The 13,193-nt window shown below is 65.6% G+C and carries 10 protein-coding genes; 4 read left to right on the top strand and 6 right to left on the bottom strand.

The features are described from left to right. Window positions 1-19 precede the first annotated feature (19 nt). The 4 genes from ABDW49_RS25600 to ABDW49_RS25585 are packed head-to-tail and all read right to left on the bottom strand — an operon-like array spanning window position 20 to window position 4,486. Window positions 20-1,039: an aromatic ring-hydroxylating dioxygenase subunit alpha gene (locus ABDW49_RS25600; protein ID WP_343616424.1), complete on the bottom strand. Its 1,020-nt coding sequence runs from the start codon at window positions 1,037-1,039 to the stop codon at window positions 20-22. After that, the gene (locus tag ABDW49_RS25595; protein ID WP_343616423.1) at window positions 1,036-2,643 is read right to left on the bottom strand and encodes an FAD-dependent oxidoreductase; all 1,608 of its coding nucleotides are present in this window, start codon (window positions 2,641-2,643) and stop codon (window positions 1,036-1,038) included. Before ABDW49_RS25595 ends, ABDW49_RS25600 begins: the two co-directional genes overlap by 4 nt. Further along, complete coding sequence (locus ABDW49_RS25590; protein WP_343616421.1) at window positions 2,643-3,512, bottom strand: fumarylacetoacetate hydrolase family protein; 870 nt, start codon at window positions 3,510-3,512, stop codon at window positions 2,643-2,645. The genes ABDW49_RS25595 and ABDW49_RS25590 overlap by 1 nt, the downstream gene beginning before the upstream one ends. A gap of 41 nt (window positions 3,513-3,553) precedes the next feature. Further along, entirely contained in the window at window positions 3,554-4,486 is a 933-nt protein-coding gene (locus ABDW49_RS25585) for a VOC family protein (RefSeq protein WP_343616419.1), read from the bottom strand. A gap of 174 nt (window positions 4,487-4,660) precedes the next feature. On the opposite strand from ABDW49_RS25585, the gene ABDW49_RS25580 reads away from it, so the two are divergent. The 3 genes from ABDW49_RS25580 to ABDW49_RS25570 are packed head-to-tail and all read left to right on the top strand — an operon-like array spanning window position 4,661 to window position 9,675. Further along, window positions 4,661-6,931: a TonB-dependent receptor gene (locus tag ABDW49_RS25580; protein ID WP_343616418.1), complete on the top strand. Its 2,271-nt coding sequence runs from the start codon at window positions 4,661-4,663 to the stop codon at window positions 6,929-6,931. Beyond that, entirely contained in the window at window positions 6,931-8,094 is a 1,164-nt protein-coding gene (locus tag ABDW49_RS25575) for a cytochrome P450 (RefSeq protein ID WP_343616416.1), read from the top strand. The genes ABDW49_RS25580 and ABDW49_RS25575 overlap by 1 nt, the downstream gene beginning before the upstream one ends. A 12-nt stretch (window positions 8,095-8,106) precedes the next feature. Continuing rightward, window positions 8,107-9,675, top strand: a complete 1,569-nt coding sequence (locus ABDW49_RS25570; RefSeq protein ID WP_343616415.1) for an amidohydrolase family protein — start codon at window positions 8,107-8,109, stop codon at window positions 9,673-9,675. Window positions 9,676-9,707: 32 nt separating this feature from the next. Here the strand turns inward: ABDW49_RS25570 and ABDW49_RS25565 are convergent, their stop codons facing one another. Beyond that, the gene (locus ABDW49_RS25565) at window positions 9,708-10,271 is read right to left on the bottom strand and encodes a cytochrome b (RefSeq protein ID WP_343616413.1); all 564 of its coding nucleotides are present in this window, start codon (window positions 10,269-10,271) and stop codon (window positions 9,708-9,710) included. Between the two features lie 65 nt (window positions 10,272-10,336). Here ABDW49_RS25565 and ABDW49_RS25560 point away from each other — a divergent pair, with 65 nt between their 5' ends. Next, on the top strand, window positions 10,337-11,779 hold the full coding sequence (locus ABDW49_RS25560; protein WP_343616411.1) for a glycosyltransferase: 1,443 nt from the start codon (window positions 10,337-10,339) through the stop codon (window positions 11,777-11,779). On the opposite strand, the gene ABDW49_RS25555 is transcribed toward ABDW49_RS25560, so the two are convergent. Next, window positions 11,776-13,092, bottom strand: a complete 1,317-nt coding sequence (locus tag ABDW49_RS25555) for an MFS transporter (protein ID WP_343616409.1) — start codon at window positions 13,090-13,092, stop codon at window positions 11,776-11,778. The genes ABDW49_RS25560 and ABDW49_RS25555 overlap by 4 nt on opposite strands. Window positions 13,093-13,193 lie beyond the last annotated feature (101 nt).

Here is a 13,193-nt window from a genome sequence, read left to right as displayed (position 1 = left end):
TGCTCCGAAACGATTGGGATCAGGCGTTTTCTGCTGCGATCAGCGCTTCCAGACGGCGGCGCACCGCCACCGCGCCTTCATCGATGCGCAGCAGCGCGGGTTTCAGCGACCAGAAGTCGGCCTCGCCCATGCGCGCCTGCTGGGCGGCGATCATCGGCTCATCCTCGGTGGAGAAGATGCGGTTGCGGATCTCGCCGATGGCGGCGTTGAGCTGCGCATCATCCACTGCATAGTCGCGGGTGGAGGCGAAGAAATAATGGGTGGTCCGCGCGGTTTCGGGCGTCATGATATGGACATTGGTGGAGGTGCCGGACCCTTCGCGTGGATTTCCGGCGGGCACCACGCCATTGATCAGCTTCATGATCCCCGGCGCGCTCCATTCCACATGGGTCCAACTGTCGGCGCGCTCCACGCCGGGGGGCAACTTGCCGCGCACCAGCGGGGGTGGGATGTCATCATAGCTGTCCCAATGGATGGCGATGATGCCGTCCTCGCGCTGCTCGACCTTGGCGCGGGTGCGGGTGATCGATCCGCCGCCCAGTGTGTCGGGGTGGAGATAATCGGTGTGCGACAGGTCGAGGATGTTGTCGATGAAGAGCTGATAATGGCCGGTGGCGGCGATATAGCCCTTGTTGAAGGCGGTGTCGGGGGCCTGCGACAGAAAGGACAGATCGCGCAGCGCCGCAGGGTCGGCCAGAGCCGGATCGCCCATCCAGATCCAGATCGCGCGATGCGCTTCGATTACCGGAAAGGCGGTGGTGGCCAAAGCGCGGGTCACCGGCCCATGCGGGTTGCGCACGCAGCCGCCCGAGCCATCGAAGGCCAGTCCGTGATAGCGGCAGGTCACCACGCCTTGCGCCACATCGCCGATGCTCAGCGGCGCGAAACGGTGGGGGCAGCGGTCGAACAGCGCCTTGGGCGTGCCCTCGCCATCGCGGAACAGGAACACCGGCTGGTCGAGCAGGGTGCGGGCGAGGCCCTTGTCTCCGACCTCATCGGACCATGCCGCCATATACCAGCAGTTGCGCAGATAGGTCATGCCATGATCCTTTCCTGTCCGGTGGCGCGGGGCAGAATGGCGTCATCCCACTGGTCGCCGCGCCATGCGACATGCTGATCTGGGCGGATCAGCGCCAGATCGGCTTCATACAGTGCCCTGACATCCATACCTTCGGGCCGCACCACCTTGAGCGGAATGCGCAGCGCCGCCGCCTGATCGCGGGCCAGAGCGATCTGGGCGTAATCGGCCTGCGGGTCCATCAGCAGGGTGAAGCCCTCTCCGAACAGATCGTAGAGCGAGCGGCCATCCTCCAGCCAGGCATGCGGCGCCAGATAGCCGGGGCGGGCATGGGGGCGATAGTGTTCGCTGTCATGCGCGGGGGCGGGGGCGTCCTCGGGCGCCACCAGCGGTGAGTTCTCATAACCAAGGCCAAGAACCGTGCCGAGCGTGTTGAATTCACGGCCCTTGGAGGCCTGCACCCCGGCACCCACCTTGCCGCGCAGTGCGGCACCTTCGGGCGTATTCTCCTCGATGACGGGAGGAATGGCGGCGACATAGGAGGCGAAATTGGCGATGGCCTCATCGATCACCTTGCGGTGGATGGGGGCGCGTTCGGCCTCATAGCTGTCGATCAGCGCGGGGCCGCCCCAGCCTTGCAGCGTGGCGGCGATCTTCCAGCCCAGATCGACCCCGTCGCCCACGCCCATGTTCATGCCATAGCCGCCCGCCGGGGGATGCAGATGGCAGGCATCGCCCACAAGGATCATGCGGCCCTTGCGGTAATGATCGGCCTGAAGGTCGCTGGCCACCCATGCGTCGGCGCTCAGGATCTCGATGGGCACGTTAAAGCCGGTGCGCTGGCGGATCAGCGCGGCGGCGTCCTCGGGCGAGACCGTCTGGCCTTCGGGCACGCCGGCGGGGGCGAAGAACCATGTGTCGTTGCGGTCCATTGGCCCCACGGCGCTGAAGCCGTCCTTGCCGATCTGCCAGTAGATGGCCGCCGGGCCATGAGCATGAGCCCCGGCCAGATCGGGTGCGCGGAAGATGATGTTATAGGCATGGGCCAGCCCGCGCCGTCCCTGCATCGTGGCGCCGATGGCTTCACGCACGGCGCTACGCGCGCCATCCGCGCCGACCAGATAGCGGGCCTTGACCGTGGTGTCGCCATTCGCATCGGTGATGGTGGCGGAAACGCTGTCCTCATCCTGCGTGGCGGCGATGCAGCGCGTGTTGAAGCGCACCTCCACGCTCGGCAGAGAGCGCGCCTTGTCCAGCAGCACCTTTTCCAGCGTATATTGCGGCACCCACTGGGCATGCTCGGGATAGCGCGGATCGCGCTGCGGCGCGGCGTTGAAGGCATTGGCAAAGCGCGCCAGCTCGAACCCCGCAAGGCTGGTCACGAAGACCATATTGTTGGGATAGTCGATGCCGAAAGGCGCCTCCTGCGCCAGTCGGTCGGCGATGCCCCAGCGGCGCAGATGGGTGCGGGTGCGCACATTGGTGGTCTTGGCGCGCGGGGCGGTGCCCGCGCGCTCATTGCGTTCGACCAGCAGCACGCGAATGCCGCGCGTCCCCAGCTCGATGGCGGTGGCCAGCCCCGAGGGCCCGCCACCGACGATCAGCACATCGGTTTGCAGTTCCATCACAGCACCTTGTTTTCGATGGCGCCGATCTTCTCGACCTCGCAGCGCACCACATCGCCCGCTTTTAGAAAGGCCGGAGGGTTGCGGGCCACGCCCACACCCTCGGGCGTGCCGCTGGCGATCAGATCGCCGCTCTCCAGCGTGAAGGCGGTGGAGAGATAGGCGATCTGCGCCCAGATGTTGTGGATCAGCCCGCTGGTGTCGCTGTCCTGCCGCACCTCGCCGTTGACGAGGCAGCGCAGCGCGAGGCTGTGCGGATCGCCGATCTCATCGGCGGTGACGATCCAGGGGCCGATGGGGCCATGGGTGTCGAAGCTCTTGCCCACGGTGAAGGTGGGCGAATGCTTCTGCCAGTCGCGCGCGGAGACATCGTTCATCACCGTATAGCCGAAGACATGCGCCGGGGCCTGCTCCTCGGTGATGCCCTTGGCGGGCTTGCCGATCACCACACCCAACTCGACCTCATAGTCCAGCGCCTCGCTGACGCCCGGATCGATGGCATCGTAAGGTCCGGCAAGGCACGAGGTCTGCTTGTTGAACCAGAACTGGTTCTCCGGCACGGCCACGCCCAGACGGCGCGCTTCCTCGGCATGCTTGCGGTAATTCATGCCGATGGCGAGGAATTTGGCGGGCCGCTCGATGGGGGCCAGCAGGGTGACATCGCTCAGCGCGATCCGCTCGCCGCTGGCCGAGACATGCGCGCTCACCGCTGCCAGAGCGGCATCGCCGCCCGCCACGATGGAGAGCATCGTGGGCCAGTCTGCGCTCAGCGCGTCGAGCGGCACGATCTGCGCGCCGCTGTCCTCACCCACCACCACGCCGAGGCGGGGCCTGCTTTGTCCGGCTGTCTCGAACCGCGCCAGCTTCATACCATTTCTCCCATTGTTCTTGCGTCAAACTTATGCGCGGATCACACGAAATCCGCCGGGGCATCGGGCCCCCATTGCTGGCCCAGCAGCACCGGCAGGCCATGGACGCCGCCGGGCGTCTCGGCGGAGAAGACATCGCCGTCGGTCCAGTGCTCGATGCGGTGGCCCCAGGGATCGCGCCAGTAATCGAAGACCTGACTGCCCAGAATATGCCGCCCCACGCCCCAGAGCTGCTGGTGTCCCGCCTGCTTGAGATGCTCATGGCCGACCATCAGATCGTCGAGATCGGCGACCTCAAAAGCGGCGTGATGGAAGGCGGGCGGGCGGCCTGGCATGGTCGCGAAGTTCAGGCTGTGGTGATCGGTGGGGATCGCCCCGCGATCGAGCCGGATAAAGGCGGCGATCATGATGCCGTCGGGGGTGCGGACCTCATCGGACATCAGCAGGGCGAAGCGGGCGCGCCACCAGTCCCATGTTGCCTGCAGATCGCTGACGCCCAGCACCACATGGCCCAGCCGCGCGACGCCTGCGGGGCGGGTGGTCATGCGCTTGGGCTGGTTGGGGCGGTCGCGTCCGGCGATGGTGTTCCACGCGGCGGCGGCTTCGCCCGGAGCGATGGGCAGGCGCGCCTTGCTCGCGATGACATTGACTACAAAACCATCGGGATCGCGCAGGCTGATCTGCGATCCGCCGCCGGGGCCGGGGGCTGGTTCCACGGGGACGCCTTCCGCTTCGGCCAGGCTTTGCAGCTCGGAGAGGCTGGCGGCGCGCAGGGTGACCGAGACATAGGCGGGATCGCCCTGCACGGTTTCATGCAGGAAAGGCGCGTCGCTGGTGCCGCGCATGCGCAGGATGCCGTCGCCGGTCTCCGGCGCCTCGACCATGCCGAAATCCCGGAGAAATTCGCGCATTTGCGCCAGATCGGGCGCGCTGAAGCGCACGGATTCCACATCCTCGATGGTGATGGTGGTCATGTCTCTCCTCTTCCCCGCACGCGGGTCTGCCGATCCTGCATCGAATCGATCAATATGTATCAAGTAGCAGAATCTATCTTTTTTACGAGAAAAAAGTTTTTTACAAAGGGCGGGTTCCGAGTCGCCAACGACCGGATTCAAAACCGAACGCCAGAATGGGCGGAGGGAGGGACAATGCCTGAGACCAGAACTATCTATGCGCGCGCCTGTGCGTCGGCCGCGGCCGTAACGGCGGCCTTGTTGGCGCCGTGCAGCGCCATGGCCGAGGATGCCGCCGCGCAGGCCGCACCGGCGCAGGATGGCGCGCCCAGCGTGGCCGACATCATCGTCACCGCGAACAAGCGCGCGGAAAATCTGCAGAAGGTGCCGATCAGCATCGCCGCCTTCACCGCCAAGGCGATCGACACGCAGGGCATCAAGAGTGTGGTGGATCTGCCGCAATTGACGCCGGGTCTGGGCTTCACCCGTACTTTGGTGGGCACCAATGCCTTCCTGCGCGGCGTGGGCACCACCAGCGCGGGCTATTCCACCGAAAGCCCCATCGCCACCTACGTCGACGGGCTCTATATGCCCAATTCGGCGGCGTCTTCCTTTTCCTTCAACAACATCGAGCGGATCGAGGTGCTCAAAGGTCCGCAAGGCACGCTCTATGGCCGCAACACCACCGGCGGTCTGATCCATGTGATCACCAAGGAGCCGGGCGATGTCACCAGCGTCGACACCTCGGTCAGCTATGGCAATTACAACACGGTGCAGGCCAATTTCTATGGCTCGACGCCGCTCAGTGACACGGTGGCGGTCAATCTGGCGGCGCTTTACGTCAATCAGGCCGATGGCTGGGGCCGGAACCAGTTCACCGGGCAGGAAGCCTATAAGTTCAAGGATGTGGGCGTTCAGGGCAAGATCCGCTGGCAGCCCGCGCCCGACACCAAGATCACCCTGCGCGGCTTCTTCGACAAGGTGGAGACCGATCAGGGCAATGCCGTGGCGATGTATCCCGGCTCGGTGGGCACGGATGGCTCGACCTATGTCGGCAAATATCAGATCAACAGCCGCCTGACGCCCTTTGCCCATCAGCGCCAGTACAGCGTCTCGCTGAAGGCAGAGCAGGGGCTGGGCTTTGCCAATCTGACCAGCATCACCGGCTATATCGACAATGCCTCACCCAGCCTGCAGACGCAGAGCCCGGTGCTGGGCCAGCCGCTGCCGGGGCAGGGCACGATCAATCTGGGCGGTTACCAGACCGCCAAGACCTTCAGTCAGGAGTTGCAGCTCACCTCGAACAACAAGGCCTCGCCGTTCCAGTGGATGGTCGGCGCCTTCTATTACCACGACAACAGCATGATCCAGATCAACGTCTATGGCACCTGCATCGGCGCCGTCTGCGCGGCCCCGCTGCCGACGCAGACCACCGGCTATGCCAACACGCGATCCTATGCGGGCTTTGCGGAAGGGACCTATTCCTTTACCCATGCCACACGGTTGACCCTGGGCCTGCGCTACACCAGCGATCAGAAGACGCTGACCGGGCAGATCGTGCCGCTGGCGGGCTATCCGGACTCCATTCCCGCTTTCCCGGCGGGCACCGTCACCACGCCCGCGCAGGGCGGGATCGTCACCGATGTCACCTTCAACAAGCTGACGTGGAAGGCGGTGCTGGCGCAGGATCTTTCCGACCGCATCCATGCCTATGCCTCCTACAACCGGGGTTTCAAATCGGGCGGCTTCAACCCGACCAGCTTCACCAATCCGGCCTCCAAGCCAGAGGTGCTGGATGCTTTCGAAGTCGGCGTGAAATCGGAGCTGTTCGACCGCAAGCTGCGGCTCAACCTCTCGGGCTTCTACTATGATTACAAGGGTATCCAGTTGCGCTCCACCGCGCCGCCGGCCCCTCCGGGCAGCTCGATCCTGTTCAATGCGGCAGAGGCGCATATCAAGGGCATCGATGCCGATTTCTCGGCGGTGCTGGCGCCGGGGCTGTCGCTCAATGGTGGGTTCGAAGTGCTGGATGCGAAATATGCCAGCTTCCCCTCGGGCGTCTGCACCACGCCGCGCATCATCGGGCCCGGCGTGCTGGGCGGCACGGTGAGCAGCACCTGCAATCTGGCGGGCTTCAAGCTGCCGCAATCGCCTGATTTCTCGGCCACGCTGGGGCTGACCTATCGCGCCGAAACCCGCATCGGCCGCTTCGAGTTCAACGCCAATGACGGTTACAAATCCAGCTTCGTGTGGGAGCCCGACAACCGCCTGAGGCAGGGTTCCTACCATCTGGTCAATGCCTCACTCACCTGGACGCCGCCCGGTTCGCGCTTCAGCCTGCAGGGCTATGGACGCAATCTGGGTAACGCCTATTATTTCGTCAGCGGGGCCAATGGCGGCGGGAACGATGGCTATGTGCCGGGCGCCCCACGCACCTATGGCGTGAAAGCGAGGTATCAGTTCTGATGGGCACGCCGGTTCCAGAGGTCGATATCGATCTGTTCGCTGCGGCCAGCCTGCGCGATCCTTTCGCGGATTACGCAAGGTTGCGCGATGCGGGGCCGGTGGTGCGGCTGGCCCGGCCCGAGGTCTATGCCCTGGGCCGGTTCGCCCCGGTGCAGGCGGCCTTGCGCGCCGCCGATGCGCTGATCAGCGGCGAGGGGGTGGGGTTCAGCGCCGCCTTCAACGCGCCCAAGGGCATGAATGTGCTGCAATCCGACGGCGACCTGCATCAGCGGCTGCGCGCGGCGGTGACCAAGCCCTTGACCCCGGCACGCCTCAGCAAAGCGCGCGCCGATTTCAAGGAGATGGTCGCCACGCGGGTCAAGGCGCTGGCCGGGCAGGGCTGGTTCGATGCCATGCGCGATCTGGCGCCGTTTCTGCCGGTGCAGGCGATCTCGCATTTGGTCGGCCTGCCCGAGGTGGGGCGTGACCGCATGCTGGAATGGGCCGCCGCAGCCTTCAACGCCATCGGCCCGATGCAGGACCCGGCGGACGTGGGCTCCTTGCGCGATGCCTTCGCTTTCCTCAGCACGCTGAGCCCGGACAAGGTGGCGGATGGCAGCTGGGCCGCCGAACTCTTCGGCGCGGCGGAGAGCGGCCGGCTGACCATGCAGGAGGCGATGGCGGCGATCAGCGCCTATGTCATCCCCAGCCTGGACACCACCATTCTGGCCAAGGGCCATCTGCTGGCCAATCTGGCGCGCCATCCCGAGCAATGGGCGATGCTGCGCGAGAACCCGAAGCTGATCCCGGCGGCGGTGCTGGAGGGGGTGCGCCATAGCTCGGTGCTGCGCTGGTTTTCCCGCGTGGCGGTGGCGGATTACGCCGTGGAGGATATGGTGATCCCGCAAGGCGCGCGGGTGATGCTGCTCTATGGCTGCGCCAACCGCGATGAGCGGCGCTATGCCGATCCCGACAGCTTCGACATCACCCGTGACAGTCGCGACCACCTCGCCTGGGGCACCGGCCCGCATATGTGCGCGGGGATGAATCTGGCGCGGCTGGAAATGGAGGTGCTGGTCGAGGCGCTGGTCGAACAGGGCGTGACCCTGACCCTCGGCGAAAGCGAGATGGGCAGCAATGCCGGATTGTATGGCCACACCAGCCTGATGCTGCGGCTGGATTGAGGGAGACACGCGATGCTGCTGACGGCCCTGACCGGCTCCGCCCCTTGCCCTTGCTGCGCCTATGCCCATGCGCAGGCGGCGATGCCCTCGATGCCCTTGCGCGGGATCACCGGCTGGTTGACGGGTCTGGTCCCGGCGCCCGCCGTCGTGGCGGCACCCGCGCCGCCGCGCGATCTGCGGATCGAGAATGTCACCATCGTCGATCCCGTCGATGGCGGCAAGGCACGGGGCATGAGCATCGCGATCACCTTGGGCCGCATCACCGATATCTTCCCCACCGGCAGCAAGCAGGTTTCGCCGCAGGTGCAGGTGGTGGATGGCACGGGCAAATTCGTGGTGCCCGGCTACAATGACATGCATTCCCATGTGCTGGAATTGCCCGATCCATCCGGTTCTCTGGCGCTGATGCTGGCCGAGGGGGTGACGGGTTTTCGCCAGATGTCGGGCTCGCCCGCTCTGCTGGCGGCGCGACGGGCGGGGAAGCTGCCGATCGGGGAGCTGGCGCCTGCTTTGCTGGAAACGCCCGGCTCGTTGCTGACGCCCTTCAATGCCGGGTCCGCCGATGCGGTGGTGGAAGAAATCCGCCGCCAGAAGACGCAGGGGGCCGATTTCATCAAGGTGGGTATGGTCGCGCCCGAGGTCTTCTTCGTCGCGCTGGAAGAGGGGCGCAAACAGGGCATCGCCCTGCTGGGCCATCTGCAGGAGGGCACCGATGCGCTCGATGCCACCGCCGCCGGTTTCCGCTCGGTGGAGCATCTGGGGCCGGGCAGCACGGTGTGGATCTGCTGCTCGGACGATGAGGCCGAATTGCGCGCCGACAGCTATCGGCGCGAGGTGATCAAGGCGCCGCCTTTCAAGATCCCGTTCCTTGAAACGCTGGTGATGAAGAAGCTGGGCAAGATGCTGATCAACCCCTCGGCCTTTGCCAAGCCCCGCGATGTGGATCGTCTGCAGCGCGCCATCCGCAGCTTCAACCCCGATAAGGGCCATGCCGTGGCCGAGCGTTTCCGCGCGGACGGCAGTTGGCATGTGCCCACCATGGTGCGGCTGCGCACGCAGGAATATGCCGAAAACCCTGAGTATGAGCAGGATGAGATGCTGGCCTATATGCCCGCCAGGGCGGTGAAGAACTGGCGCGAGGTGACGGCGCGTTTCAAGGCTCTGCCCGCCGCCGTGCGCCATGCTTTCCGCGATGCCTATCCGCGCCAGCTAGAACTGGCGAAACTGCTGTGCGACAGCGGGGTGCGGATGATGGCGGGCACTGATGGCGGTTCCTATCTGGGGCCGGGCCTGACGCTCAAGCAGGAGTTTGCCGAATTGGCACTGGCCGGGATCAGCCCCTTGCGCATTCTGCAGATGGCCACCACCGATCCCGCCGACTATCTGGGGCGCAGCGATGCCATGGGCCGCGTGGCGGTGGGTTACGACGCCGATCTGGTGCTGCTGGATGCCGATCCGCTGGCGCGGGTGGAGCATCTGCACGGCATCGCGGCGGTGGTCCGGGCGGGAGCCTATCATTCGGCTCAGACCCTGGACGGGCTACGCCGGAGCGTTGCCGAAAAGCGGGGCAGCTTGCACTAGGCCAAGCGTCCCCGCGCGATCAGCGGCTGCCCTCAATCCCGCCCCGGCCACATGCGCTGCAACTCGCGCTCGCGGTCGATGAACTGGTGCTTCAGCGCCCCGCCGACATGCAGGACGAACAGGACATAAAGCGCAATGGCCCCCAAGCCATGGGCCGCGCCGAAACCGTCATGTAGCCTGTCGCGCAGCGCCGGATCGAGATGCTGGAACCAGGCGATGCGCGGCCATTCGAACAGGCCGAACCACAACATCGGATGGGTGCCCGCATCCTTCCAGGCCGAATCCATGATCCAGCCGGTCAGCGGCATGCCGAACATCACCAGATAGAGCAGCGCATGCACCCCATGCGATGCCGCCCTTTCCCACCCCTGATAGGAGGGCGGATAGGCGGGCGGGCGATGGGTGAAGCGCCACAGCAGACGCATGATGGCCAGCCCCAGCACGGTGATGCCGATGGATTTATGGGCGTTGATCATCGGGCGCACCTGCTCGTCGGCGACCAGCGGCCACACCCAGGCGAGCACTATATTGGCAATGATCATGACCGCGATCAGCCAGTGCAATGCTATGGCCGCATGCGTGTAACGCTTCACCATTCTGCTGTTCCCTTTGCAGCTTAATGGCCTATTCATCGTCCAACGCCGGTAACAACGCAATGACCATGCTTCAGCACGCCTTCAATCTCCAGTCGCCGCGTCTGACGCCCCGCCCGGTGCCGCTGGCCGGGCGGATCATTGGCCTGATCTCGCCGATCCTGTTTCTGACGCTGACGCTTCAGGTGTTCCTGCGCGCCAATCTGTGGAGCTGGAGCGTGGGGATCGCCTATATCCTCTATGATACGGCGCTGTTGCTGTTCACCGCATGGAGCATTCTGCCGCTGCGCCATGCCGCGCCCGCGGTCACGCCGCCCTTGCCCGCGACGCGCCCGACTTTGGGCGTGATCATCGCCGCGCGCAACGAGGCGCCGGTGCTGGGCGTCACCATCGACCGTCTGGTGAAGCAGGAGGATCCGCCCGAACTGATCCTGCTGGCCGATGACGGTTCGGATGATGACAGTGCCCGCGTGCTGAAAGAGCTTTACGGGCTGGCCACCCCCGCTGTGGGCGAGATCAGCGGCCCGGCGCCGGGCATGCCTTCGCTGCGCTGGCTGCGGCTGCCCCATGGCGGGAAGGCGCGGGCGCTCAATGCCGCGATCATCCATGTCGACACCGATCTGATGCTGACGGTCGATGCCGATACGCTGCTGGCGCCCGGTTCGCTGGCGGCGATGCGCCGGGCCTTTGCTGTCGAGCCCGAACTGGTGGCGGCCACCGGCGTGATCAGGCCGATCTGCGGGCCGCAGCTCTCCGGGCGGATTTTCGAGACCTTTCAGCGTTACGAATATGTCCGCAATTTCCTCTCGCGCTATGCCTGGATGGAGCAGGACGGGCTGCTGCTGATCTCTGGCGCCTTTGCCGGTTTCCGCCGCGATGCGGTGCTGGAGGTCGGCGGTTTCGACCCCGAATGCATGGTCGAGGATTATGAGCTGATCCACCGCCTCTACCGTCATTCCGCCGAGACCGGGCGCGGCTGGCGGACCCGCGTGATCGGTGGGGCCATGGCCAGCACCGATGCTCCGGCCAGTCCGCTGGCCTTTCTGCGCCAGCGGCGGCGCTGGTTCGGCGGCTTCCTCCAGACCCAGCACTGGAACCGCGACATGGTCGGCAACCCCCGCTTCGGCAAGCTGGGCACGCGCATGCTGCCGGTCAAGGCGGTGGACACATTCCAGCCGATCTATGGGCTGACGGCTTTTGCCGTGCTGGTCAGCCTGTTCCTCACCCATGGCCTGTCGCTGGCCGCGCCGATCCTCTCGGTGATGGTGGCCAAGGTGGCGCTGGATCTGAGCTTTCACCTGTGGTCGATCACGCTGTACCGGCGCTGGACGGGGCAGAGCGAAGGGCTGGGGCTGGTGCAGGCCGTGCTGGTGTCCTTTGCCGAGCCCTTCACCTTCCAGCTTCTGCGCCATGCCGGGGCACTCTGGGGCTGGGGCGCCTTCCTCTCCGGGCGGGAGAGCTGGGTGAAGCAGCATCGCACCGCCATACCCCTGCTGGCGGGGCGGGCTTAGTTCTGCCTTGCCAGGCCCGGCGTTTCAGGTGCCTGCCCGGCCTCGTCGGTCCGTAGCCGGGCGGCAGCGACAAGGGCGATCAGGCTGACAACAGCCGCTCCTCCCGCATAAAGGCCCACGGGCGCCAGACCGCCATGCGCCGACAGGGCGGTGGCGACCAGCGGCGTCAATCCGCCGCCGAGCACACCGGCCATGTTGAAGGCGATCGATACGCCGGTGTAGCGGACGCCGGCGGGAAACAGCGTGGGAAGCCAGCCGCTCAGCGGGCCATAGACGGTGCCCATCAGGAAGAGCGTGACGGCCAGATAGGCGAAGATCAGCCGCAGCGAACCGCTTTCCATCATCGGGGCGAGGGCAAGCCCTGCGCCCACCACGCACACGCATCCCCCGGCAAGCACCAGCCTTTCGGAGAAGCGCGCGTCCGCGAGACAGGCGGCAAAGGCGATGCCGAGGGCAAGGAAGGGAATGGCCGCAAGCTGCACGCCCAGCAATTGCTGCATCGGATAGCCCAATGTTCTGGTCGCATAGCTGAGCGTGAAGCTGGTAACGATATAGTAGAGCGCAAAGCAGCCGATGGCGCCGAACGTGCCGAAAGCAAGCCCGCGCCAGTGAAAGCGGATCAGCGTGGCGAGCGGCAGTTTCGGCGGGACGGCCTTGCGCAGCGAGGCGGTAAAGGCGGGCGTTTCGGCCAGCCGCAGGCGCACCCACAGGCCGACGATCACGAGGATCGAACTCAACGCGAAGGGGATGCGCCAGCCCCAGGCGCGGAATTGCTCGGGGCTGAGCCATGCGCCCATCAGCAGGAACAGGCCGTTGGCGGCCAGCAAACCGGCGGGCGCGCCAAGTTGGGGGAACATGCCATAGCGGGCCCGCCAGCCGGGCGGGGCATTCTCCACCGCCACCAGCGCGGCTCCGCCCCATTCGCCGCCCAGTCCCAGGCCCTGGCCAAAGCGAAGCAGGCACAGGGCAAGCGGCGCCCACAGGCCCGCCTGCGCATAGGTCGGGAGGACAGCGATCAGCGTGGTCGACAGGCCCATGGTCAGCAGCGAGACGACCAGCGTCGATTTGCGCCCGATGCGGTCGCCGAAATGGCCGAACAGCACCGCGCCGATCGGGCGGGCGATGAAAGCGACGGCCAGCGTCGCGAAAGCCGCCAGTTGCTGAGCCTGCGGCGAGCCGGACGGAAAGAAAAGACCGCCCAGCACCAGACTGGCCGCGGTGGCGTAGATGTAGAAGTCGTAAAATTCGATGCTCGTTCCCACAAAGCTGGCCAGCAATGCGCGAGGATTATGGTGATGATGGGTTTTGGACATGGGTTCGCATGTCATGATTATCGTGAAAGCGGTCAAGACTTCCGGCAGGCAAGAAGTGTGACATCCGTAACGCGCAAACAGTTTGTCCGGACCGGCCGAAT

Origin of the sequence: Novosphingobium sp. (assembly GCF_039595395.1) — a bacterium.
GTDB lineage: Bacteria > Pseudomonadota > Alphaproteobacteria > Sphingomonadales > Sphingomonadaceae > Novosphingobium.
This window is presented reverse-complemented; position numbering and strand designations above follow the sequence as displayed.

Coding starts and splice junctions, on each gene's coding strand:
- ABDW49_RS25600 (WP_343616424.1), bottom strand. CDS start 1,039: ATGACCTATCTGCGCAACTGCTGGTATATGGCGGCATGGTCCGATGAG.
- ABDW49_RS25595 (WP_343616423.1), bottom strand. CDS start 2,643: ATGGAACTGCAAACCGATGTGCTGATCGTCGGTGGCGGGCCCTCGGGG.
- ABDW49_RS25590 (WP_343616421.1), bottom strand. CDS start 3,512: ATGAAGCTGGCGCGGTTCGAGACAGCCGGACAAAGCAGGCCCCGCCTC.
- ABDW49_RS25585 (WP_343616419.1), bottom strand. CDS start 4,486: ATGACCACCATCACCATCGAGGATGTGGAATCCGTGCGCTTCAGCGCG.
- ABDW49_RS25580 (WP_343616418.1), top strand. CDS start 4,661: ATGCCTGAGACCAGAACTATCTATGCGCGCGCCTGTGCGTCGGCCGCG.
- ABDW49_RS25575 (WP_343616416.1), top strand. CDS start 6,931: ATGGGCACGCCGGTTCCAGAGGTCGATATCGATCTGTTCGCTGCGGCC.
- ABDW49_RS25570 (WP_343616415.1), top strand. CDS start 8,107: ATGCTGCTGACGGCCCTGACCGGCTCCGCCCCTTGCCCTTGCTGCGCC.
- ABDW49_RS25565 (WP_343616413.1), bottom strand. CDS start 10,271: ATGGTGAAGCGTTACACGCATGCGGCCATAGCATTGCACTGGCTGATC.
- ABDW49_RS25560 (WP_343616411.1), top strand. CDS start 10,337: ATGCTTCAGCACGCCTTCAATCTCCAGTCGCCGCGTCTGACGCCCCGC.
- ABDW49_RS25555 (WP_343616409.1), bottom strand. CDS start 13,092: ATGTCCAAAACCCATCATCACCATAATCCTCGCGCATTGCTGGCCAGC.